We start from the raw sequence: 21,586 nt of genomic DNA on the forward strand, positions 1-21,586 counted from the left end.
GTCATTTGCCCTCCTGCGCAATGGCAACCGCCGCTGCCTGCGCCGTCTGGCGGCTGGCTCGCCAGCCGGCGATCAGGCGGCGGAAATTGGCACCCACCTGTGCCCGGAACGCGGCGTCGTCAATCTCTTTGCCAAGCCAGGCCAGGCTGGCATCGGCCCAGACCGTGCGGCCGATCATGAAACCCTTGACCAGCGGCGAGGTCGCTTGTGCGAAGCTCTCCACCAGTTGCTCAAGCGGCTGGTTCAGGCCAAGGATCACGGCGCCACGGCACCACGGATCGCGCTCCTTCACCAGGGCTTCCAGCGCCTGCCACTGGCGGTTGGCCATCGCGCCCACCTTCCACCATTCCGGCTTCAACCCGATGTCGTAGAAATGCCGGATCGCGCCCACCGCGGCCTCGCCCTCGTCGTCGGGCGCCAGGCTGGCCTTGGGCGGAATCACTTCGAGCAGCAGTTCGTGGCCGCTGTGCCGCGTGGCTTCCCACACCACCTGCAATTGCTCGTCCTGCTCCGCACGCAGCGCCACCGGATCGTCCGGATGATAGAAAACGAGGCACTTCACCACCTGCTCGCGCGGCCAGTGCGCGAGATCCGAGGCCAGCGAGCGCGCGCCGTCGAAGCGCAGTGGGCGGGAGCCCGGCAACTCGATCGGCCGGCCTAGCCACCAGCCGCGGCCAGTGGCGTCGTGCAGGGCGGACTCGCCTAGGCGGCCATCGATCAGCACGCCAATCTTGCCGCGGCAGCCGGCTTCGGTCTCCACCTCGGCCACCACTTCCGTAATCAGGCGCTTGAGCGCCGGCACGGCGCTGGCGTCGGCGCCCACGGCGCGCGCCATATCCTCGAACTGCGCGCGATGATCGTAGGCCAGGACATACAGCTCCGGCCATTGCGGCCGCTTGACCGATACGCGATGCAGGTGCGCAAGCTGCGCATCCTGGTCCGGACGCGGTTGCCGCTGGCCCGAGAACCAGTGCGCCAGTTCCGCTGGCGTTGGCATGGCCGGCGCGCAGCCGTGCCGGGACACCACGATAGCGCCACAGGCGTTGGCGATGGCGGCAGCCTCGCTCCAGTCCTTGCCGCGCAGCAAGCCGCTCAGCAAGCCGGACGCAAAGGCATCGCCCGCCCCCAGCACGTTCAGCACCTCCACGCGCTCGCCGTACACGGTCAGTGCGTCGTCGATGGCAGCGGGAATCTTGCCCTGCACGATAGAGCATCCCAACGGGCCCCGCTTGACCACCAACGTGGCATCGGTGCACGCGCGCACGCGCGCACGCGGTGCAGGCTGGCCATCAGGTCGGCTTCGCCGCCAGCGATCAGCCATTCTTCCTCCGTGCCAATGATCAGCTCGAAAGCGCCTAACTGCGCCTGCAAATGCCGGCTGACCTCAGCGTTGCCGATATAGCGCGTCTCTCCATCGCCCTTGCCTGTCAGGCCCCACAGCACCGGCCGGTAGTCGATATCCAGTACCCGCACCACGCCATGGCGCCCGGCGATATCCAGCGCGCGCCGCGACGCCGCCAGCACGCCCGGCGTGCTCAGGTGCGTGCCCGTGATTACCAGGCTGCGGCAGCGGGCCAGGAAGCCGGCATCGATCGCCTCGGCATCCAGCGCCATGTCGGCGCAGTTTTCGCGGGCGAACAGCAGGGGGAAAGTGTCCTGATCCTTGATACCCAGGAGTACCATCCCGGTCAGGCGCTCGTCGTCAATCTGCACTTGGCTGACGTCGCAGCCTTCCCGGCCAAGCGTATCTAGGAGGAAACGTCCGTTCTGCTCATTGCCGACGCGCGAGATCATCGCCGAGCGCAGGCCCAGCCGGGCCGTGCCGAAAGCGATATTGGCCGAGGAACCGCCGAGGTATTTGGCGAAGGTGCTCGCCGACTCCAGGCCGCAGCCGATCTGTTGGGCATAGAGGTCGACCGCCAGCCGCCCCAGGCAAGCGACATCGATGTCCCGGTTGGCGGGAAAGGAAAGAGAACGCATTCGTGTCCGTCATCTGGTCATGGACTGCCGCTGCGCGACAGGGATCGAGGGAACGTCGAGGGAAAGGTTTCGTGGCCACCCCCTCGGCTTGGATGGAATGATAGCCCAGGAATAGAATTTTTGTTCCTTTTTTATATTTATGAGAAAATATTTTCCAATACATCCCTCCCCTCGCCCCGGCGCGAAGGGCGCCGCCGTGCCCGCTACCCCACACGCCCCAGCATGACCACGAACCTCCCCTACGCCACCGCCGACCAGTTCCTGGCCTCCATGCAGGCCGGCTTCCCGAGCCTGAGCAAGCAACTGAAAACCATCGCCCAATACGTCGAGAAAAACCGCGAGCGCCTCGTCCTCGATGGCGTGCACGACGTAGCCCGCCATTGCGGCGTGCAACCGTCGGCGATCATCCGCTTCGCCAAGCATTTCGGTTTCTCGGGGTTCTCGCAGATGCAGGCGCTGTTCCGCGACAGTGCGGCCCGGCAGCTCGCACCTAACCGGGACTATCAGGATCGGGTTCGGGACCTGATACGGGCCAGTGAAGGGCCGCTCTCCGCCACCGGCATCGCGCAGGAGGTCATCGCCGGAAGCATAGAAAGCCTGGAAGCCCTGCAGCGCGGGGTAGCCGACACCCTGTTCGACGAGGCCGTGGAACTCCTGGTGCAAGCCCCCTCGATCTGGCTGGCGGCGTCGCGCCGCGCCTTCCCGGTGGGGGCCTACCTCGCTTACGCCCTGCAACACACGGGCAAACCGATCCAGTGGCTAAACGGGCTGGGGCAAATGCAGCAGGGGCAACTACGGGCGCTCAAACCGGATGACGTGATGATCGCCGTGTCGTTCGAGCCGTATGCGCAGGAGACGTTGCTGGCTGTGCAGGAAGCGGCCGGACGCGGAGCGCGTGTCCTTGCCATTAGCGATAGTCCGCTTAGTCCTTTGGCGGATCATGCGCGGGTTTTGCTGCCGGTGCAGGATGGGGCTACATTCGGGTTCCGGTCGCTGACTAGTACGCTTTGCCTAGCGCAATCGCTATTCATGGCACTGGCGTATCGGCTGGAGATTGCTTATACGCAGCCGCAGGCGGAAGCGCCGCCGGGGCGCAAGGCGCGCTCGGGGGGGAGATTAGCGTGAGGATCTTGTGCGGCAGTCTTGCATTGAGTGACGGAGCGTGAGCGAAGTGTCGCCTATTTGCCGATCGCCAACCCCTTGGAACTCCACGTATTCGAGACCTATTTGCCTGAACCGCAATAGATGGATTTATCTGAAGCGCACGCCTTGCTCGATCCGGCCCCGCTTGCCCTGGAGACCGGCTATGAACGTCTCGCAAACGGCGTCTTGCACGTGGCCTGCCGCACGGAACTACGCGGCTGTACGGGGGAAATGTTTGAATGGTGGTTCCGCTGTCGCCCAAATACGCAGCAGTACACCTGGTGGCATCCGGCCGACCATGTCTCCAGCGAGTGGGTAGAGGCTCTAGATGGGACACATATCGGGTCAATTCATCTGGTCGAGGAGCATTTCTCCGGATCGCCAGCTCCTTCATTTTGCTGTGTCACAAACCAAGCCGATCATCGATTGATGCGCAGCGTGGGTGAAGTCCTGGGCTGCGCACCAGTTGGCGGCATAGTGCCTAGAGTATGCATATAGCGGGGATGTTGACAAGGAAGCCGTCTTTGATAAGGCCGCTGCAGCGACGGACGAAATCGGCAAGGAGGCCGGCATCGTCGTTACTAAATTTGCAGACAGGCAGGCTTGCAGGCAGCGGCTTGCTGCTTTACCTATAGCGCCGCTGCGCAAGATCTTGCACGCCCGACATCCGGTGGATATGAAATAGCGGCCCTATTATGTCGACTGGTCCGGGAGCCGCGGCAAGAAGCGGTCGTGCTTGATTTCGCCTCCCCGGGCAACCAAGATGGTCGCCTCGGGAATCTCCTCCCACACTCCTTGCACGTCGATCAGTGGCTCGGACAGCACCAGGAATGCATCGTCGCCGGCGGCGATGATGCGCGGGTCGTCCGGGTAGAGCGCGCGTAACTGCCTGAACGAGGTGCTGTGGAAGAGCGAGCGCGAGTCCGCCTCGCTCGAATAGCGCGCCGCCACGATCTGCTGGCCATCGGTCACGCAGACGGTCATGTTGAGCGGAAACTGCACGTTGTGGCAGTGGCCGACGTCCTCGATCAGCCCCGCCATCTGCTCCAGCGCGCTGCGCGGATCGCGCTCTAGGCCGAAAGTCAGGGCCAGGAAGAACATCACTTCGGAATCGGTCGATCCCTCGATCCAGCGGAACAGGTGCGGCGCCACGGCCATCATCAGGTCGCGCCGCACGACGGGGTATTCGCGGATCAGGCCGTTATGGACGAACAGCCAGCGGCCGAAGCGGAACGGATGGCAGTTGGTCTCCTGCGTCGGCGTGCCGGTGGCCGCCCGCACGTGGGCGACGAACAGCGGCGCCCGCACCGCCCGTGCCGTTTCGCGCAGGTTCGTGTCGCTCCACGCCGGGTGCAAGCAGCGGTAGCGGAACGGCACTTCCGAGTGACGTCCATACCAGCCGACGCCGAACCCGTCGCCGTTGGTGGTGGTATGACCCAGCCGCGAATTCAAGCTCTGGTCGATCAGCGAGTGTTCCTGCTGGAACAGCACGGTTTCCAGCGGAACGGATTTGCCCGAGTAGGCCAGCCAGCGGCACATTATGCTCCTCCTCGACAAGTGCAGTCCGGCGCCTTCCGGCCCACCTCTCAGTTGTAGGACGGTGACGCGCGAACGGCAAAGCGCCCCGAGGGTCGTGTTGCGTTGCGTGAGGAAAAGTGTGGGGGAAAAGAGATCCTTTTTGATTTCACCGCAATTTACGGGGGCAGCTGCCCTTAGCATCCTCCTTGCGCAAGCGCGATCTCGCGCGCACGGGCCAGCTTGGGGGATGGCGTCGGCGGCACATCGGTCATCCGGGCGGATTCAACGAGTTGCGTATTGCGCGCGTATTTCACTTTCGTCTCCCTGGCCGGGGTGTGCATCCGGCGGCGGTCTCACTAGCGCCTCAACTTCTTGTAGGTGCCGACCAGTTCCGCCTGTGCCAGCACATGCCCGTGCATGGCCCGCTCCAGCGCCGCCTTGCTGGGCTTGCCCAGGTCCGGCAGCACCACATCGAGCGCATAGAGCTTGTGGAAGTAGCGATGACGGCCAATTGGCGGGCAGGGCCCGCCGTAGCCAGTGCGATGCCAGTCGTTGTGGCCCTCGCGGGTGCCCGCCGGCAGGCCGGCCGGCGCCACGCCTTCGGCCAGCGCCCCCGGCTCGGGCGGAAGGTTGTACAGCACCCAGTGCACCCACGTCATGCTCGGCGCGGCCGGATCAGGCGCGTCGGGATCGTCGACGACTAGGGCCAGGCTGCGCGTGCCGGGCGGCATGCCTGTCCATGCCAGCGGCGGCGACATATCGGCGCCTTCGCAGGTCAGCTTACCGGGAATCTCGCCGCCATGGGTGAACGCCGTGGAGGTCAGGGTGAGGGGCATGACTGTCCTCGTCTGAGCATGAAGTGCCGGTGCGAATACACAGGTCCACGTCAGCAGCAGCGAAAGAAAAACATATGGCACAGCATCGTGCTCCGCCATCGATGCGTCACATTTTCACGGCGCCAGCCTCGAATCCGCTTGTGATGCTGGCGCGGTACACGCGGCCGGGAGCCCGGCCGCCCGTTCCAACTTAGTGCGGATTTCGGGGCGATGCAAGCGCGAGCGGCGCGTGCGGCCAGTGAACTATGACGGGAATCGGGGTCGCTTTGTGCCTGACGCAGGCGCCCCGCCCTAGCCACGCTTTCAGCCGGTCGAGCGTCTCGGTGGATTCCGCCTCGATACGCCGGTGCAGCATCAGCTGGCTCCGCATGGCGAAGACCAGGGGCGGCCTGCCGCCCTGCCGCGGGCGCCCTAGTCGACCCCCGCTTTGACGCGGTCTCCGTATTCGGGATCTCTAGGCCGTGAGTACCCAGTACTCCGAGAAGGCGCTGTCGGATCTCACGTTCCTCGTGGGCGCGATCAACAACCGGAACCGGCTGAACGTGGCGTTCCGCATGGTGCCCGGTTCGTCTGACAAGGCATTCGGAACAGGCAGATGCCATTCAGGGCAGTTGTGAGCTTTGGATCGGTCATCGATGTCTCCTCTGGATTATGGTTATCGCTTGCATGGTCATCCGCACAGGCGGAGGCGATCCAAGCGCCCTCAATTTAGGGGAGACGGGCCACATGAAATGTACGACCTGGCGTGCTTCAGCAAACGGTGAGCCGCCCTGGCGGCGTTCCCGGCGTGGTGGCCATGGCCACCGACCGCAATGCGAACTTCTACGAGGGGGCTGCCGGCGTGCGCCGGCTTGGTGGTGACGACCCGATAGCGCTGCATTTCGCGAATACCGGGACTGCACCCCGATGCTGGCACTGATGGAACAGCGCTTGCAGGGAGTCTGGGCCGAGTTGCTGGTCGCTGCCAGGCGTGCCACAGTCCGGTCGATTGTCGAAACATGGGGATTTGCAAATCTCGGCTTGTTTGCGGCGAGGCATCGCCAGCGGTCCGGGGAGTTTCCGTCGAGAACGCTCGGTCTGGCGAGACACTAGCTCGGATATCTCACGCAGCAGTGCATATGTCGGCGAAACCGTAGATTCCCGCGCTGAATCTGGTGTCTAGACAGTTCACCGTGGGGATTTCGCCGATGCCAAATTGTGCCGGATGCGGAGGGCAATTTTCCCAAGCTGTAACGATGTGAGATCGACGTTTGCTTTGACGATGGCCGGCCAAGAAAACCTCAAAAAATCAGCAACTTACGTATGAGCGACCGCGTCGCTGCTGGGCATATCCTGGCACAAGCCCTTGGCGATCTGATTGCTTTTCTGCCGCAGGAAAGCTCGCGTTGCACTGCACTAGAAAATTGCCACATTTTCAGAACACACACCATCAAAAATGGCATTCTTTGCCATAATAACGACCGTTTCTGACCAGTTCCAGCAAGGAGCCCGTCAATTGTCTGTCAGCCGTAAGGCACTTTTTGTGAATGGTTCATGGAAGAACAAATCACCGTCTACGCGTTCCCGGTATTCCTGCTCTTGATGCTGGCGGAGCTGGGTTACGGCCTGGTCGTCGGCCGCAATACCTATCGCCTAAGTGATGCCCTCAGCAACCTGAGTCAGGGCTTGTTAAGCCAGCTGGTGGCCAGTGTCAGCCAGCTCTTTCAGATCGGCCTGTATATCTTGACGTGGCGCCGGGTGGCACTGTTTCCCCATGCCGGCCTGTGGGGCAGTGTCTGGGGCTGGCTGCTGGCGATCGTGATGTTCGATTTCTGCGACTACTGGCTACATCGGGTCGGGCATGAAAGTGCGGTGTTCTGGGCCGCCCATGCCGTGCATCACCAGAGCCAGGATTTCAATCTGTCCACCGCGCTGCGGCAGGAGAGTACCGTTGCCTTCTTGGGATGGCCGTTTTACTTGCCGATGGCGCTGGCTGGCGTTGCCCCTCAGCAGTTTGCGCTGGCCGGCCTCATTGTGCTGCTCTACCAGTTCTGGATCCACACCGAGCACATCGGCAAGCTGGGCTGGTTTGACCGGGTGTTTTCCTCGCCGTCCAACCATCGTGTGCATCATGCGGTAAACGACCAGTACCTGGACAAGAACTACGGCGGGATGCTCATCATCTGGGATCGGCTGTTCGGCACTTTTGCCGAGGAGGATGAGAAGCCGGTGTATGGTACTCGCAACCCGCTCAACAGCTGGAGTCCGCTATGGGCGGTGGCTTCCGGCTATATGCCGCTGTGGCAGCTGGCGCGCCGTGCGCCACGCTGGCAGGACAAGCTCAAGGTGTGGTTCAAGGCGCCGGGCTGGCTGCCACCCGGCGTGAGCGATGATAATGCGCCCTTTGACCTGCAGCGTGCACGCCAGCGCTTCGATCCGCCGCTGGCGGCCGGTGCCGCGCCCGTGGCCCTGCTGCAGTTCGCGCTGCTGATGATGGCAGGTGCCGGCTATCTGTGGCAAAGCGCTGAGCTGGGGAGCGGCCTGCTGTGGGGGCTGGCACTGTTGCTGATTGCCGGTCTGGCCGGTCTGGGCGCCCTGCTGCAAGGGAAGATGCGACCACGCAGCCTGCTGGGGCTGGATGTGCTGCTGTTGCTGCTGGCCGGATTTCTGTTGCGCTGACTGGCACCCAGTCGCCAAGTGGCAAAATGGCTGGGCAGGCCATGGCTCTGCCTATGACCACCGCCATGCGTTGGCATCCAGCTTGCCGAGTTCGGCATCGATCGAAGACATCAGCTGGCCCTTCCTTGCACCGCCGGCCCAATGCGGTCAGCGACCGCATTGGCCATCGCTTCAGCCTCAGTGCCGCCCAGGCTCCGAAGTCCGTACACGACACCGTCTCGATCGGCCTGTGTGCGATTCTGACTCACCTTCCACTTTCCGCGTAGTGAACTCAGCTTGATCTCGATACCGACGATCGCGCGCAGGGTCGCGTCAATGAAATCTCCAGGAGCATCGCTCACCGCCCATGGTACCGGGCGCGCAGCCTCATGGCGCTCGCTAAGACGTGTGACGAAGGCGCGCAACCAGTGCGCATCCGCGACAGCGCGTAGCCTGCCGCGCCCCTGCACCATGATGTAGTTCCAGGTCGGTACGACTTTGCCGGTGGCTGCCTTGCTCGGGTACATTGATGGCGAGATATAAGTTTGCGGGCCTTGGAACACAACGAGCGAGTCCACATCGGTGCGCGATTCTCTCCACAACGGATTTGAGCGCGCAACATGCGCGCGAAGGATGCCCGGGCCGCCCTCCGGGTCTGCTTCGAGCAAAAACGGGATGGTATTTGCGACCATCTCGCCAGCCGGGTCCTGCGTGACCAGCAGGCCCAGGGAATGCATGCTGATCAGATCGTGCAACAACTCGGGGCGGGTTTCTTCAAAGTGAGCAGGTAGGTACATGGGACGCCCTTTCGTAAAATGGTTCCCTATTCTAAGATCGCGCCATTCACAATAAGGAACCATTTCATGGCGATGCGAGGAGCCGTTCAGGGTCAATTGCGCCAGCAGGTCTATCTACGCCTGCGTGACGGCATCGAGACTGGAGTCTTCGCGGCTGGCGCCCGCCTGCCACCCTCGCGCGAGCATGCACGTGTATTGGGAGTGTCACGCAACACGGTGCTCTGGGCAGTAGAGCGCCTGCAGTCGGAGGGCTACTTGGTCGCTCGGGTTGGCGATGGCACCTATGTGGCAAAGCATAGTCCTCCGGTTCGTAGCACGTCGCGCGGGCCGAAGGTTGTCGCGCACCAGTTGTTGTCGCAGCGCGGTCGCTTGATTGCCGAGACCGGTTCGCGCTGGAACCCCGCCACGGGCGAGGCATTGCCCTTTCGTCTTGGTCGCCCAGCGCTAGAAGAGTTTCCGTTCGCCCTATGGCATCGATTGGAGCGAAAAACATCGATCGCCACTCGCGTCGTTGGCGCCGGTTATGCCGAGGCTGGCGGCCATCCACTATTGCGCGCCGCGATCGCGCAATGGCTATTGGTGTCCCGCGGCATCCGCTGCGATGCAGGGCAAGTGCTGATCACCGCCGGCTCGCAGCAGGCATTGGACCTAGTTGCGCGACTGCTGCTCGACGTTGGCGACGAAGTGCTGGTCGAAGATCCGGGCTATCCAGGTATCCGCGCCAACTTAATCGCGCATGGGGCGCTGGTGCGGCCAGTTCCAGTCGATGCGCAAGGACTGTGCATCGCGCAGGGCGCCGCGCTTCATCCGAGGGCAAAGCTTGCCGTTGTAACGCCAACGCATCAATTCCCCCTCGGCGTACCCATGAGCCTAGCTCGCCGCAGTACCCTGATCGAGTGGGCCCAAGCGAATCGAGCATGGATTGTTGAGGATGACTATGACGGCGAATTCCAGTACGGCGCCCAGCGGATTCCCGCGCTCTGCAGCATGGCGCACGACGCGCGCGTACTGCATGTAGGCACGTTTTCGAAGTCACTGGGTGCGGGGCTTCGATTAGGGTTCATCGTACTGCCCGATGAGCTAGTCGATGCGTTCACGCGCGCGCGGGCGTTGAGTGATCGCCATTCGCCCGGCGCTGTGCAGGATGTACTCGCGCGATTCATCGCCGAGGGTCATCTGCTACGCCACCTACGGCGCATGCGAGAGTTGTACCTGGGGCGTCAGGCCGCGATGATTTACCACCTCACGCGTGCCACCAACGGCGTGATTGCGCTTGAACCTAGCTTACAAGGCATGCATCTCGCTCTCGAAGTAGGCGGACAAATCCGGGACACTGATTTGGTCCGACGAGCGCAAGAAGCCGGCGTGCAACTCGCGCCGATTTCGAGCTATTGCATCGAGGCAAAACGCCGCGGTTGGTTGTTCGGGTACGCGGGCTACGACGAGGCCGCGCTCGCTCGTGCAGCTCGCGCGCTGGGGAAACAATTGGGATAATTTGGAAGTACTCAAGGTGCATTCCCTCGAGACCGCGTCATAGGTCATCCTCTCAGGACACCCTGGCGCCGCCCGCTCCGGTCATGGGCGATGCGCCTTGGCATGCCCTGCAGGGATTGGATATGGTCAGCACGGGCCTGGTGCGCTAACACCGGGTCCGGGCGTCTTCCATTTCTTACCGGGTCTCTGCGCGTCCTCCGCCGGTCTGGTCTGAATCAGTGGATGCGGCGGCGACCTACGAGGGCGATCAAGCCGCCAGCAAGGAGTAGCGCCGCCTCGAAGAGACTAAACGCGCCACCGCCGCCCCCTTCCCCACTTGAGTTGCTACCACTACTTGTGTTGGCAGGTACCGCTGCCGACAGCAGCACACTGGTGCCGGCCGACAGTCCTGAAGCGTTGTCAGTCACGGTCAGGCCGAACTGGTAGTCGCCAGCCACCGTGGGGGTGAACGAGGCGATCGCCGCGTTGGCATTCAGCAACGTAACCCTCGGGCCGCTAAGCTGGGTCCAGGCATACGAGACGTTGGCGCTGCTGGACTGGCTGCCATCAAGCGCCACCGTCGTGCCAGTACTCACCGACTTCGGCGCAATCGCCGACGCGTTGGGAACAATGGCCTGCGCTGCCAGGGTAACGGCCCCGAATGCGTCGAGCATGCCGGCACCGCAAATCCACGTGTTGCAGCTTGAGTCTACGAAGGGCTGGGCACTCTTGCGCAGCAGTTGGCGTACTGCGGTTGACGTCAGTGCCGGCCGCAGCGCAAGCATCAATGCCGCAACGCCAGCAACCTGTGGAACGGCGTTGCTCGTGCCGATCCCAACCGAGTTATAAGCGGGAAAGTCATCGTTATCATAGGACGTGGCGCCGATGGCCCTCAACGACCAGCCATAGACTGGATCAGGCTGCGCTACCAAGCCGCCACCTCCCGGTGCAGCAACCGCAATTGCCGGGCCAAAATTGCTATACGAACCGAGAGCGCCGGTGTACGTCAATCCCGCAACGGCAATCGCGCCATGACAAGTAGCGGGCGTCGTTACCGGGCCACTTTCGTTACCAGCTGCCACCACCACCACGGCTCCCTTGGCGCTTGCATCTGCAATGGCCGCCTGCGTTACCGCGTCGCACTTCGAGACCCCAGCAGCGCCAAGACTCATGCTGATGACCCGAGCTGGGTTCGGGTTGGCAGGAACACCAGGTACGCTGGAACCCGCGGCCCATCGAATAGCGTCTGCGACGTCGAAGCTGCTCGCCTGGCATTCATCCATGACCTTTACCGGCAGAATCGACGCATTCGGGGCGACCCCCGCGATGCCCAATCCGTTGTTGGTTGCTGCCGCAGCAATGCCTGCCATGTTGGTACCGTGATAGACCATCGCTGGCGCGCTGCCGTTCTGCTGGGCAGCGTTGGCGCATTTCGCTCCAAAGACCGGCGGCTGCGTATCGGTGCCACGGCCAGTACGCGTGATGAAGCTGTAGCCTGGGAGCATCTTGCCCTGTAAGTCGGGATGGATTGCGCTCACGCCGTTGTCGACAATAGCGATCACGATGCCATCGCCCTTGCTGCTCGACCAGGCATTCACCGCGTTGATCGCACCCTTGGCATTGCCCGGGATCGCCGGGTCATGCAGGTTCCATTGGTTAGGGGCCAGGTTTGGATCGTTCGGAATCCAGCCGCCGTTCAGCGTGTTCGTCCGATGGTGGGTTTCCGCTTCAACCCAATCCACGCCGCGGATCGTCCGCAGGGCATCCAGGATGCGAGCGCGCTCCTGGTCATTGATGTTGTCCGGCAGCGAAATCACCCAGGCGTTCCCGGACATCAGGCGAACCATTTTGAGGTCCGCCCCGGTGGCGCTGCGGAAGGTCTGGATGACGGCCTCCGCATTGGAAGCGCCGTCGAACTTGACGGCCACCTGTTCGCCGGCCTGGGCCGCCCCAGCGAGCAACAGCGCTGCGCAAACACCAACCAACCATTTCTTCTTCACATTCTTCCTCCAATTTTCGCAACCTCCGAAAACAGAGCGCCAGGTAGGAAGCGGTGTCCGCGTGAGTTGCTACGGCGATTTGAAAACGACGAACCAGGTAGGATCTTGGGCCGACTTCTATACAGCGCGTGAATTCTCGCGGCTAACGTAGCCGCCTGCCTATTCGTAAAATTACAAGTGTTGTCTGAACATAAAAATCCGACTTTTCTCACAAAAAATAGGACTAGTCCGATTCCATCATCTCGATCATTCTGCTAGGTTCGCCATTGAGGACCATCTGCGAAAACCACCTGGAAACGTGATGGATAGACAAACCACACAGGCATGGAGAACCTGTATGTTCAGATATCTCTTGTAGACATATCCGACCTTGACCTTGCGGCAAGTCGTGATTTCCGTGCCAAGGATGATCTGCAGGGAGCATGGAGAGCGTTAGATGCATTGCTCCATGAGGTGCGAATTCCTCTCTTTACCTTGCGGGCGGGATTGTTCGCCTATGTCTTTACATTTTTATAAATACACCTGCGAGAGTGAGATGATAAAAATATTTTGAATTCATGGAATTTGTTTTTGCGAAGTGAACTTATAAGATTATCGCGGTATGAAAATAAAAAATAACCTGCCGATTAACTTTCATTTTGAAATTCTGATTTTTGAAGGCGAGAATCGTGAGGGGAATTCGGCGGACGGACTGCACGTTGCACTGACTATGCCAGCATCAGGCTTCCACCTTGCAGAGGCGAAGCTGTGACAGCATTTGAGCCTGGGATTTTGCAGTTCCTTTATGCGGCCTGCGCAAGTCTTTCTGCATCAGCGGGCCGCGTGTCCTACGCGCCTGGGATTGCAATCCCGCTGGTCGTGCAGGAGTTTGGAGACGTCGGGATAGACTTTCCTCCCGTAGCATCTCCATTTCGATGGCGCGGCCCCGCCCTGCCACAGTTGCTTTCCGCTGATCTCATTGAGAGCGCCTTCTATGGGCCGGACGGATCAGCGTCGCGGCTTCTCATCCAGAGCGACCCTCCTCCCGACGTCGGCTCAATCCTCGCTGCTCACGCGAGACTCCACGCTGCCTATGACAATGCGTATTCAACGATCACTGAAACATCGAGCAGTCCTGCTCGATTAAACGACAGGGAGAAGAATGTACTGGCGTATGCAGCACTCGGACTGTCGAGCAAGGAGATCGCTCAAGAGCTTGGGATTTCAGCGCGTACCGTGGACTACTATGTGGATCTCGCGCGCGATAAGCTAGGCGCTCACAATCGAACTGAAGCGATTGTTCGAGGAATCCTCACGCGCCAGATTTGCGCGCTCAAACTGCCAGGTGAGCGGAAGACGTAACGCATCGTGGGCGTTCGATCAGGCTTTCATTGAGCCGTAACGCGCAGCCAGTCCGTCCACAGCCTGGCTGAAATCCCGAATCGTTTCTTCAATGATTTGCCGTACCGTTTTTACGGAATCAATACGCCCGCAAACCTGACCGGTCAGCGGAACGGCCGCCTCCATGTCGCCGCCGAAATAGAGTTGCTGCACGCCGGCGAATTCGCTTTTGATGCTCTCCGGTACCTGCTCTTCAATCCTGGACGTGCGTGCCGTGCGCAGGGCCCGTAGCGCCGGGCCATTGCCGCCGCGATTGAGAAAAACGGTGTCCGTTTCGCGGGCATCGACAATGGCGTTCTTCCAGTTGTCATGAACGGGCGACTCGACCGACGACAACATGCGCGTGCCCATCTGGATCCCCTCGGCACCCATGGCGAACGCCGCCGCCATGGTGGCACCGTCGCAGAAGCCGCCGGCGGCGATGACCGGGATATCGACCTTCGAGCAGACCAGCGGCAGCAACACCATTGAGGCGACGTCACGCTGATTCTTGAAGCCGCCGCCCTCGCTGCCTTCCACGATCAGGCCATCCACGCCGGCGGCGACCGCCTTGAGTGCGCCGGCCAGCGTAGGCACCACATGGAAAACCGTCAGGCCGGCGGCCTTCAGTTCGGCACAATAGCGCGTCGGGTCGCCGGCGGATGTGGTGACGAAGCGGATTCCCTCATCGACGACGAATTGCACGATGGCTGGGTCGCGCACATAAGTCAGGGCAATGTTGACGCCGAACGGCTTGTCGGTCAGTTCGCGCATCTTGCGGATCTCACCACGGATGGTGTCCAGTTCGCCAGATGAGGTCTCGATAATGCCCATGCCGCCTGCATTGGAGACCGCCGCAGCAAGCTGGGCCCGGGCGATCCATCCCATTGGGGCCTGGACGATAGGATGCTGGACGCCAAGCATCGTCGTGACGCGATTGTTTATGGTCATGCCTCTTTGTCTCCGCTCGGTAACCCGTGATCGTTGATTGGGCATTCTATTTCGCAACGCCGACTCGATGCAACTGGTTGCATATTCATGTCGCCCTGCTGGTCGGGCCGATCGGTAAGTCGCCAATGGCTTCAGATCCGATACCGTGTCCGGCGGCACCATAGCGTTCATGCGGCCGTGGCAACGTCACACTAGACTGGCACCGCTGTCTCCATCGCATCTGGCGCGATCCATCCGGACGTTGGCCCGGTGGTCTGTCTGATGAAATGCCCGATCTGCGCGATCGCGGCATCGGACTCCCGCAGCACGCCAGCGTGCAGCTGGAATACGTGCCAGAGGCCATCGAATTGCTGGAGTTGCACCTGCACGCCGGCGGCAGTGGCCGTATCGGCAAGGCGCTCGGCGTCCGACAGGAGCACTTCTTCCGAGCCCACCTGGATCAGCATGGGCGGCAGGCCGCGCAGGTCGGCGAATAGTGGCGAGCAGCCCGGATCGTTCGCAGGCCTGGCGCCGCGATAGGCAGTGGCACAAGCTTGCAGCCATTGCGGATGGACCAGGCAATCGCGCTCGACATGGGTCTGCAAGCTGGCACCGGCGAGACTGAGGTCTACCCACGGCGAGAGCAGCACCAGCGATGCCGGCAGCGGCAGGCCGCTGTCGCGGATGGCCACGGCGGTGGCCACTGCCAGGCCACCGCCGGCGGAATCCCCAGCCAGCGCGATCTGCGACGGCGCGTGCCCCTGTTCCAGCAGGGCCGCGTAGACCGCCAGCGCGTCGCGCAGCGCGGCCGGAAAGGGGTGCTCCGGCGCCAGGCGATAATCCGGCAGCCACACCTGCGCCTGCGCGGCTTTGGCAAAGCGCGCCATCAGCTTGCCGTGGCTGCCCTCCCCGCCCATCACATAGCCGCCGCCGTGCAGGTACAGCACGGTGCTCGCCGGTCGCTGCGCTGTAGGCGAAAACAGGATAGCGGGCACGCCAGCTATCCTGTGCCGGCTCCGCGCCGTGCCTCGCGTGCCGAGCAGGAACCGCCCAATAAAGCGGCCCCAGCGCCGCTGGGCTCGCGCGGAGAAGCTTGGCGAGAGCACCGGCTTGACGCACCCGCGCACAAACCAGGAAAGCAGGGTTCTCTTCATGACTTGCCCTGTGGTTCAGGCCGCTGGACGGCCGGGCGCGGGATGCAGTTCGTAATCCCGCAGGTCCAGCTTGCTAGCCATGCGGCGGTACGTAAACGTGAAGCCTGGCCAGTTGATGGTGTTCTTGCCCGTGGCGGTCTTGTACCAGGAGGTGCAGCCCGCTTCCCAGACGCTGTGCTTCAACTGCCTTTGCACCATGTCGGAGAATGCCTTCTGGCGTGAAGCCTTCACGTTCATGAAGTGCAGGCCGGGCGCCTGCAGGCTGGCGACGCACTGCATGACGTAGCGGACCTGCGACTCCAGCATGAAGACGATCGAGCTGTGCGCGAGGTTGGTGTTAGGGCCATAGAGCATGAACAGGTTCGGGAAGCCGGAAACGCTGATGCCCTTGTAGGCTTGCGCGCCATCGCGCCAGGCCTGATTGAGGTCGATGCCACTCAGCCCGGTCACCCGCATCGGCGCCAGGAAGTCGGTAGCGTGGAAGCCCGTGCCGTAGATGATGGCGTCCACCGGATGGCACTGCCCATCGCGCGTCAGGATGGCGTCGGCTTCCACGCGTAAGATGCCTTGCGTGATCAGGTCCACATGATCCTGATCCACGGCCTGGTACCAGTCGTTCGAGATCAGCACGCGCTTGCAGCCGATCTTGTACTCGGGAATGAGCTTGCGGCGCTTCTCCGGATTCCGCACCTGGCGCCTGGCCTCCCGGCGTGCCTGCAGCGCGACCACTTCCAGCAGCCAGCCAAAGCGCGTAAAGCCCAGCGCGCGGCTCTCGTTTTTCCAGTAGATCATGGTGCGATACAGGCGCTCTGCCACCGGTGCATGCTTGAACAGCCATTGTTCCAGTGCGGTAAACGGCCTGTCCGGCTTGGGCACGACCCACGCAGCGGAACGCTGGAACAGCTTCAGCGCCTTCACCTTGGGGACGATCTGCGGCACGAACTGGATCGCGCTGGCGCCGGTGCCGATCACCGCGACGGTCTTGCCCGCCAGGTCGTAGCCGTGGTCCCAGCGCGCGGAGTGAGATACCTTGCCCTGGAATGCATCAATCCCGGGAACTGCTGGCACGGCCGGGCGATTGAGCTGGCCGCAGGCGGTCACAAGCACGCGCGCGCGCAACACGGCGCCGTCGCTGCTGGTGATGACCCAGTGGCCGGCTTCCTTGTCGAAATCCGCCGAGGTGACTTCCTTGCCGAACCGCAGGTGGTTGGCCAGGCCGTATCGCTCCACGCAGCCCTGCATGTAGGAAAGGATCTCGGGCTGCCGGCCGAACTTGCGCGACCAGTCGGCCTTGGGCGCAAAGGAATAGGAGTACAGGTGCGATTGCACATCGCAAGCCGCGCCCGGATAGTGATTGTCGCGCCAGGTGCCGCCGACGCCACCTGCCTTCTCCAGGATGACGAACGCGTCGATGCCGGCCTGCTTGAGCTGGATGGCCATGCACAGGCCGCCAAATCCGGACCCGATGATCGCGATCATGGTCGTGTTTGCGCTCGCCATCTCGGCGCTGGCCCCATCGGGGCTTTCCTTCTGTGACATCGCCATCCTGTCTCCTGCCTGCATCGGTTTTGTTTTGAGTGTGCGAAGGGTACGCGCGGCCAGGCAGTGCGGTAATGACAAAGCCGGACAAAAAATCGATAATCGGGGACACCAGATCAGAGAGTGGAAAGCCCCGCCATGCCAAGATGGAGTTTCGAGCGCAACGTGACCAGCATGTGCTTGATGGCCGATTTTGCGGTCATGCATGGCCTGACTGTGCCCGCCGTGCTGGCGGGTACTGGCGTTACCGAGGCTCAACTGACGAACCCCAACCTGCTCGTGCGTGGCGAGCAGGAGCTCCGCTTGATCCGCAATATGGTCGACGCGCTAGGCGATGCACGGGGGCTTGGCATCGAGGTCGGCCAACGCTATCACTTCACCGCATTCGGCGTACTTGGCCTGGCCATCTTCAGCAGCCAGACGCTGAGTGCTGCGCTCGAGGTAGCGCTGCAGTATTTCGACCTGACCTTTGCCTTCACGTCGTTTCGAGTCGAAGAGGCTGGGCAGCAAACGTGGCTCGTCGTGGATGACTCGGACGTGCCGGAAGGCCTGCGGCAGTTCAATGTGGAGCGCGACATGGCCGCCTTCCTCACCGTGCTGCGGGATCTGTTCGATGCGGTGCCGATCCAGGAAACCGTGCACCTGCGCTTCGCCCGGCCGGACTGCACCGAGCCCTACCGGCGCGTCTTCGGCGTCGAACCCGCATTTGGCATGCCACACAACGCCATCCTGCTGGACAGCAAGCGGCTCGCCGAACGGCTGCCCCAGGCCAATGTGCTGGCGCAGTCCGCCGCGCGCGATCAGTGCCGCAAGTTGCTGGATGCCCGGCGCGCGCGCCTCGGCCTGGCAGGCCGCGTGCGCGACCTGCTGGCAGCCCACTGTGCCGAAATGCCGGGTATGACGGCAGCGGCCGACAAGCTCCACATGACGGCGCGAACCCTACGGCGACGGTTGCTGGACGAAGGCACGACCTACGCGGAACTACGCGATGAAGTGCGGCAGACGCTGGCCGAGGCGTTCCTGAGTGGCCCGCACCAGTCGATTGAACAGATTGCCGCGCGTCTGGGCTATGCCGAGGCGACTAGTTTCATCAATGCGTTCCGGCGTTGGCATGGGCAGACGCCGCATGCCTTCCGGCTGGCGCTGCGCTCGGCGCGCAGTGGTGATGACTGACGGCATGGCGCCCGGCCCCAAGGCAATCGGCTCGGCGAACCGGTGGAAGCTAGTCGCCAATGCCCCTGGTTGCCCTCTCCAAGCACGCCATGCCCACACGGAACTGGACTACACAAGTCCTATCATAGATATCGTGTTACACTAAATAAAACGATATCTATAAACAAATCAACAGCTCATTGCTTCTCCGCCTGGATTTCCGTTAGCAAACCGACCTCATAGAAATCGTTTTACTTCACTTAAACTGATATCTATAACTGGAGGTTCTTGTGCCGAAGAAGCTGCTGCATGCCGAAGCCGTACCATCGCTGGTAGCGGAACGCCTGCGAACCTGGGGCCGCTGCATACGCACACAACGCGTCGCACAACACCTTCCCGCCGCCGACCTGTGCGCGCGCATGGGAATCTCAGATGCGACCTTGCGCCGAGTCGAACGGGGCGATCCAGGCGCGGGCGCCGCAACCTATCTCACCGCTCTGCTGATACTCGGGTTGCTGGATATGGCTGCGCCGCCGCCGGACCCGCGTTATTGGGCCACCAGCCCGCATGCCAGGGCTCGCCCGCCTGCTTCCGAGAGGGATGATGACTACTTCTAAGCCGCTGTTCATCTACCTGCAACGCCCGGACACGGGCGATTGGGTAACCGTCGGTCGTTATGCCCAACACGCGGACGGACGTACCGGCCTGTTCCGATATGCCCCGAGCTACATGGATGCGGCCATGCCGTGGTCCATCGATCCGGTCAACCTGCCGCTCATTGCAGGCATCGACCATCTCGCCCATCGGTATCGCGGCCTGCACGACGTGTTGCGTGATGCCTGCCCGGATTCGTGGGGACGGATGCTTTTACAGCGCGAACATAATCTTGCCGACGATGCGCACGACAGCACTTATCTGAGACTGGCCAGGAATGGCGATCGCTGGGGGGCACTGGCCGTCGGCGTCTCGCGCAAGCCTTCCGTGGATGTCATCACAAGCCCCAAGCTGCTGCAACTTGAAGGGTTGGCCGAAGAACTGCTTGCCATGTACGAAAGGCGCCCACCCGTCGATGCGAGGCTGCGCAGGATGCTCATGGCCACGCCCAGCCTGGGCGGCGCCCGGCCCAAGGGCACGCTGCAAGACGGCGAGGACTACTGGCTGGTCAAGCCGATTCTGCCCAGCGACACGGCAGACATTCCCAGCCTGGAACACTTCACCTTGCAGTGGGGCGCTACCGCAGGCATGCATTTCGCGCGATCGGTGCATCACCAGGTCAAAGACGGGCTGAGCGTAGTGCGCATTTGCCGCTTCGATCGCCACGGCCAACAACGAACCATGACACTCAGTGGCGCCTCTTTGCTGAGCGTCGAGTATCCCGGCGGACTGTCAGCCTCGTGGAGCTATCCGCGCCTGGCACAGGAACTGAAACGGATAGGCGCGCCGCTCGAAGACCGGATCGAGCTGTTCGAACGCATGGTGTTCAACGCCATCGTCGGCAATGATGACGACCATCCACGCAATCATGCGACTATTTACCACGCGCGGGAGCAGCGCTGGCGACTCTCGCCGGCGTTCGACGTCGTTCCCAATCCCGACGAGCAACCCAGGACGCTCACCATGCAACTGTCCGAGGGCCGCTTCGATATCGCGCGCGACGCCGTGCTGGCGGATGCGGTGCACTTCGGGTTTGATGACAAGAACGCAGCCGCAACGCATCTGAATCAATTGTTGGCGCGCATTGCCGATACGTTCCCTACGGTGAACGCCCACCTGTCTACCGAACTGAGGCAACGAATGCGCGAGCGCCTCGCAAAGGGCTTGCAGGCGCTCCAGGCGTAAAAGCACGCCGGCTCGCCGCGTAATGCGCGCGGGCCCGGCCAGACAGGCCGGGCCCGCAACCAAGACCGCTTCAGTGCCTGGCTTCGGCCTGCGCGGCCTCAATCGACTCCATCACCACGCGGCGCGCGTCAAACTCCTCCGCGATCTTCTGGTCCTGCGCAAACTGCGCCTCAACGTCGACATTGGCGAACTCGATCGCGCCCATGTCGGCAAACGCCGCCTGCACACGCGGGCTCCACAGGCCGATATCCTTGACGGTCGGCACGATCCGGCTGAACAGCCGCTGGCGGAACTGCCGCATGGTCTCGGACTCCCGCACGGCCTTGGCGCACTCTTCTTCCGGCAAGCCGAGGCGGCCCCAGACTTCCTTCTGGTCGAAGCGATCGCGCATCAGGTAGCAGGCCTCGATCACGAAGTCCTCGCGCTCCTTGCGCTCGGCCTCCGTCAGCTGTGGATAATAGCCGCGCAGCGCAGTGCGGCCGAAGGCAACGTGGCGCGCTTCGTCCTGCATCACGTAGGCGTTGATCGATGCCGCCAGTGGATTCTTGGAGAAGTCGCGAATGCGCTGGAACGCGGCCAGCGCCAGGCCTTCCACCAGCACCTGCATGCCGAGGTAGCAGAAGTCCCAGCGCGAGTCGGTCAGGATGGTTTCAAGCAGCGATTTCAACCCGGACGTGATCGGGTAGATGATCCCAACCTTTTCATGCAGCAGGCGCGAATAGGCTTCCACGTGCCGCGCTTCGTCCATGGTCTGCGTGGCGGCATAGAACTTGGCGTCCATCTCCGGCACCATCTGCACGATGCGCGCAGACACCATCAGCGCGCCCTGTTCGCCATGCAGGAACTGCGACAGCGAATGCGCCTGCTGGTGGCGGCGCACGTCGATGCGGTCGTGCTTGCCCATCTTTTCCCACAGCGGCGTGCCGTAGATCGGGATCATCCGGTCATCGAGCTCCTGCGGGTTCTCGGGGTCGAGCTCCTGCGACCAGTCGATCCGGTCGGTGGCGTTCCATTGCTGCTTCTTGCTGGTCTCGTAGAGCTGCAGCAGCTTGGAATTCTCGTTGTCGTACTCCCAGTTGAACTCGGTGGAAACCTGGCTGCCGATCGACCAGCCTGTCTGGACCACCGGCAGCGTGTAACGATGAAGGGATGACATGCAATCTCCTTTGGCGCTCATGGGTTTTGACCGTTCTCCCCGCCTGTTTTGCTTACCCTAGCCGGTGGTGGGA

The 21,586-nt window shown here is 62.3% G+C and carries 19 protein-coding genes and 2 pseudogenes; 12 read left to right on the plus strand and 9 right to left on the minus strand.

Annotated features, from left to right (window positions below; translation table 11 throughout):
• Position 1: 1 nt before the first annotated feature.
• Positions 2-1,980: pseudogene (locus AC1RQC_RS22035) on the minus strand (bifunctional 5-dehydro-2-deoxygluconokinase/5-dehydro-2-deoxyphosphogluconate aldolase).
• Positions 1,981-2,202: 222 nt separating this feature from the next.
• On the opposite strand from AC1RQC_RS22035, the gene AC1RQC_RS22040 reads away from it, so the two are divergent.
• Together AC1RQC_RS22040 and AC1RQC_RS22045 are read left to right on the plus strand one after the other, a co-directional pair.
• Complete coding sequence (locus tag AC1RQC_RS22040; protein ID WP_492376027.1) at positions 2,203-3,105, plus strand: MurR/RpiR family transcriptional regulator; 903 nt, start codon at positions 2,203-2,205, stop codon at positions 3,103-3,105.
• Positions 3,106-3,225: 120 nt separating this feature from the next.
• A complete protein-coding gene (locus AC1RQC_RS22045; protein ID WP_492831392.1) occupies positions 3,226-3,621 on the plus strand; it encodes a DAPG hydrolase family protein in 396 nt (131 codons plus the stop codon).
• A 195-nt stretch (positions 3,622-3,816) separates the two neighbouring features.
• Here the strand turns inward: AC1RQC_RS22045 and AC1RQC_RS22050 are convergent, their stop codons facing one another.
• Together AC1RQC_RS22050 and AC1RQC_RS22055 are read right to left on the minus strand one after the other, a co-directional pair.
• Positions 3,817-4,662, minus strand: a complete 846-nt coding sequence (locus tag AC1RQC_RS22050; RefSeq protein WP_492376029.1) for a class II glutamine amidotransferase — start codon at positions 4,660-4,662, stop codon at positions 3,817-3,819.
• Between the two features lie 335 nt (positions 4,663-4,997).
• A complete protein-coding gene (locus AC1RQC_RS22055; RefSeq protein ID WP_492884644.1) occupies positions 4,998-5,477 on the minus strand; it encodes a YbhB/YbcL family Raf kinase inhibitor-like protein in 480 nt (159 codons plus the stop codon).
• Between the two features lie 461 nt (positions 5,478-5,938).
• Between AC1RQC_RS22055 and AC1RQC_RS22060 the strand changes: the two are divergent.
• The 4 genes and pseudogenes from AC1RQC_RS22060 to AC1RQC_RS22075 form a co-directional block, all read left to right on the plus strand.
• Positions 5,939-6,094 (plus strand): annotated as a pseudogene (locus AC1RQC_RS22060) (carboxymuconolactone decarboxylase family protein); the annotation flags it as partial.
• A 128-nt stretch (positions 6,095-6,222) separates the two neighbouring features.
• Positions 6,223-6,396 carry a hypothetical protein gene (locus tag AC1RQC_RS22065; RefSeq protein ID WP_492884646.1) on the plus strand — a complete coding sequence of 58 codons (174 nt, stop codon included), beginning with the start codon at positions 6,223-6,225 and terminating at the stop codon, positions 6,394-6,396.
• A gap of 383 nt (positions 6,397-6,779) precedes the next feature.
• Positions 6,780-6,947: a hypothetical protein gene (locus AC1RQC_RS22070; RefSeq protein WP_492884648.1), complete on the plus strand. Its 168-nt coding sequence runs from the start codon at positions 6,780-6,782 to the stop codon at positions 6,945-6,947.
• Positions 6,948-7,010: 63 nt separating this feature from the next.
• A complete protein-coding gene (locus AC1RQC_RS22075) occupies positions 7,011-8,135 on the plus strand; it encodes a sterol desaturase family protein (protein WP_492884650.1) in 1,125 nt (374 codons plus the stop codon).
• 110 nt (positions 8,136-8,245) lie between these two features.
• Here AC1RQC_RS22075 and AC1RQC_RS22080 read toward each other — a convergent pair whose 3' ends face one another.
• Positions 8,246-8,911, minus strand: a complete 666-nt coding sequence (locus AC1RQC_RS22080; RefSeq protein WP_492376033.1) for an FMN-binding negative transcriptional regulator — start codon at positions 8,909-8,911, stop codon at positions 8,246-8,248.
• A 66-nt stretch (positions 8,912-8,977) separates the two neighbouring features.
• Here AC1RQC_RS22080 and pdxR point away from each other — a divergent pair, with 66 nt between their 5' ends.
• Complete coding sequence (gene pdxR / locus AC1RQC_RS22085) at positions 8,978-10,405, plus strand: MocR-like pyridoxine biosynthesis transcription factor PdxR (protein ID WP_492376034.1); 1,428 nt, start codon at positions 8,978-8,980, stop codon at positions 10,403-10,405.
• 215 nt (positions 10,406-10,620) lie between these two features.
• Here the strand turns inward: pdxR and AC1RQC_RS22090 are convergent, their stop codons facing one another.
• Positions 10,621-12,384, minus strand: a complete 1,764-nt coding sequence (locus AC1RQC_RS22090) for a S8 family serine peptidase (RefSeq protein ID WP_492831395.1) — start codon at positions 12,382-12,384, stop codon at positions 10,621-10,623.
• 601 nt (positions 12,385-12,985) lie between these two features.
• On the opposite strand from AC1RQC_RS22090, the gene AC1RQC_RS22095 reads away from it, so the two are divergent.
• The gene (locus AC1RQC_RS22095; protein ID WP_492884651.1) at positions 12,986-13,135 is read left to right on the plus strand and encodes a hypothetical protein; all 150 of its coding nucleotides are present in this window, start codon (positions 12,986-12,988) and stop codon (positions 13,133-13,135) included.
• Positions 13,132-13,725, plus strand: a complete 594-nt coding sequence (locus tag AC1RQC_RS22100) for a helix-turn-helix domain-containing protein (protein WP_492376037.1) — start codon at positions 13,132-13,134, stop codon at positions 13,723-13,725. The genes AC1RQC_RS22095 and AC1RQC_RS22100 overlap by 4 nt, the downstream gene beginning before the upstream one ends.
• A gap of 18 nt (positions 13,726-13,743) precedes the next feature.
• Here the strand turns inward: AC1RQC_RS22100 and AC1RQC_RS22105 are convergent, their stop codons facing one another.
• The 3 genes from AC1RQC_RS22105 to AC1RQC_RS22115 all read right to left on the minus strand — a co-directional run bounded on the left by AC1RQC_RS22105 (position 13,744) and on the right by AC1RQC_RS22115 (position 17,372).
• On the minus strand, positions 13,744-14,694 hold the full coding sequence (locus AC1RQC_RS22105) for an NAD(P)H-dependent flavin oxidoreductase (RefSeq protein ID WP_492376038.1): 951 nt from the start codon (positions 14,692-14,694) through the stop codon (positions 13,744-13,746).
• Between the two features lie 191 nt (positions 14,695-14,885).
• Entirely contained in the window at positions 14,886-15,668 is a 783-nt protein-coding gene (locus AC1RQC_RS22110; RefSeq protein WP_492884653.1) for an alpha/beta hydrolase, read from the minus strand.
• 174 nt (positions 15,669-15,842) lie between these two features.
• Positions 15,843-17,372, minus strand: coding sequence for a flavin-containing monooxygenase (locus tag AC1RQC_RS22115; RefSeq protein WP_492884655.1), 1,530 nt, complete (start codon positions 17,370-17,372; stop codon positions 15,843-15,845).
• 132 nt (positions 17,373-17,504) lie between these two features.
• Here AC1RQC_RS22115 and AC1RQC_RS22120 point away from each other — a divergent pair, with 132 nt between their 5' ends.
• The 3 genes from AC1RQC_RS22120 (at position 17,505) to AC1RQC_RS22130 (ending at position 20,357) form a co-directional block, all read left to right on the plus strand.
• Positions 17,505-18,539, plus strand: coding sequence for an AraC family transcriptional regulator (locus tag AC1RQC_RS22120; protein WP_492884657.1), 1,035 nt, complete (start codon positions 17,505-17,507; stop codon positions 18,537-18,539).
• Positions 18,540-18,808: 269 nt separating this feature from the next.
• Positions 18,809-19,135, plus strand: coding sequence for a helix-turn-helix domain-containing protein (locus AC1RQC_RS22125; protein ID WP_174427236.1), 327 nt, complete (start codon positions 18,809-18,811; stop codon positions 19,133-19,135).
• The gene (locus AC1RQC_RS22130; protein WP_492376042.1) at positions 19,119-20,357 is read left to right on the plus strand and encodes a type II toxin-antitoxin system HipA family toxin; all 1,239 of its coding nucleotides are present in this window, start codon (positions 19,119-19,121) and stop codon (positions 20,355-20,357) included. The genes AC1RQC_RS22125 and AC1RQC_RS22130 overlap by 17 nt, the downstream gene beginning before the upstream one ends.
• A 70-nt stretch (positions 20,358-20,427) precedes the next feature.
• Here AC1RQC_RS22130 and AC1RQC_RS22135 read toward each other — a convergent pair whose 3' ends face one another.
• On the minus strand, positions 20,428-21,513 hold the full coding sequence (locus AC1RQC_RS22135; protein WP_492376043.1) for a ferritin-like domain-containing protein: 1,086 nt from the start codon (positions 21,511-21,513) through the stop codon (positions 20,428-20,430).
• Positions 21,514-21,586: the final 73 nt, after the last annotated feature.

Source organism: Cupriavidus sp. GW822-FHT03E04 (assembly GCF_058801495.1).

Excerpts from the sequence above, each read along its gene's own strand:
- AC1RQC_RS22040 (WP_492376027.1), top strand. The coding sequence starts at position 2,203 with ATGACCACGAACCTCCCCTACGCCACCGCCGACCAGTTCCTGGCCTCC.
- AC1RQC_RS22045 (WP_492831392.1), top strand. The coding sequence starts at position 3,226 with ATGGATTTATCTGAAGCGCACGCCTTGCTCGATCCGGCCCCGCTTGCC.
- AC1RQC_RS22050 (WP_492376029.1), bottom strand. The coding sequence starts at position 4,662 with ATGTGCCGCTGGCTGGCCTACTCGGGCAAATCCGTTCCGCTGGAAACC.
- AC1RQC_RS22055 (WP_492884644.1), bottom strand. The coding sequence starts at position 5,477 with ATGCCCCTCACCCTGACCTCCACGGCGTTCACCCATGGCGGCGAGATT.
- AC1RQC_RS22070 (WP_492884648.1), top strand. The coding sequence starts at position 6,780 with ATGAGCGACCGCGTCGCTGCTGGGCATATCCTGGCACAAGCCCTTGGC.
- AC1RQC_RS22075 (WP_492884650.1), top strand. The coding sequence starts at position 7,011 with ATGGAAGAACAAATCACCGTCTACGCGTTCCCGGTATTCCTGCTCTTG.
- AC1RQC_RS22080 (WP_492376033.1), bottom strand. The coding sequence starts at position 8,911 with ATGTACCTACCTGCTCACTTTGAAGAAACCCGCCCCGAGTTGTTGCAC.
- pdxR (WP_492376034.1), top strand. The coding sequence starts at position 8,978 with ATGGCGATGCGAGGAGCCGTTCAGGGTCAATTGCGCCAGCAGGTCTAT.
- AC1RQC_RS22095 (WP_492884651.1), top strand. The coding sequence starts at position 12,986 with ATGAAAATAAAAAATAACCTGCCGATTAACTTTCATTTTGAAATTCTG.
- AC1RQC_RS22105 (WP_492376038.1), bottom strand. The coding sequence starts at position 14,694 with ATGACCATAAACAATCGCGTCACGACGATGCTTGGCGTCCAGCATCCT.
- AC1RQC_RS22115 (WP_492884655.1), bottom strand. The coding sequence starts at position 17,372 with ATGGCGATGTCACAGAAGGAAAGCCCCGATGGGGCCAGCGCCGAGATG.
- AC1RQC_RS22120 (WP_492884657.1), top strand. The coding sequence starts at position 17,505 with ATGCCAAGATGGAGTTTCGAGCGCAACGTGACCAGCATGTGCTTGATG.
- AC1RQC_RS22130 (WP_492376042.1), top strand. The coding sequence starts at position 19,119 with ATGATGACTACTTCTAAGCCGCTGTTCATCTACCTGCAACGCCCGGAC.
- AC1RQC_RS22135 (WP_492376043.1), bottom strand. The coding sequence starts at position 21,513 with ATGTCATCCCTTCATCGTTACACGCTGCCGGTGGTCCAGACAGGCTGG.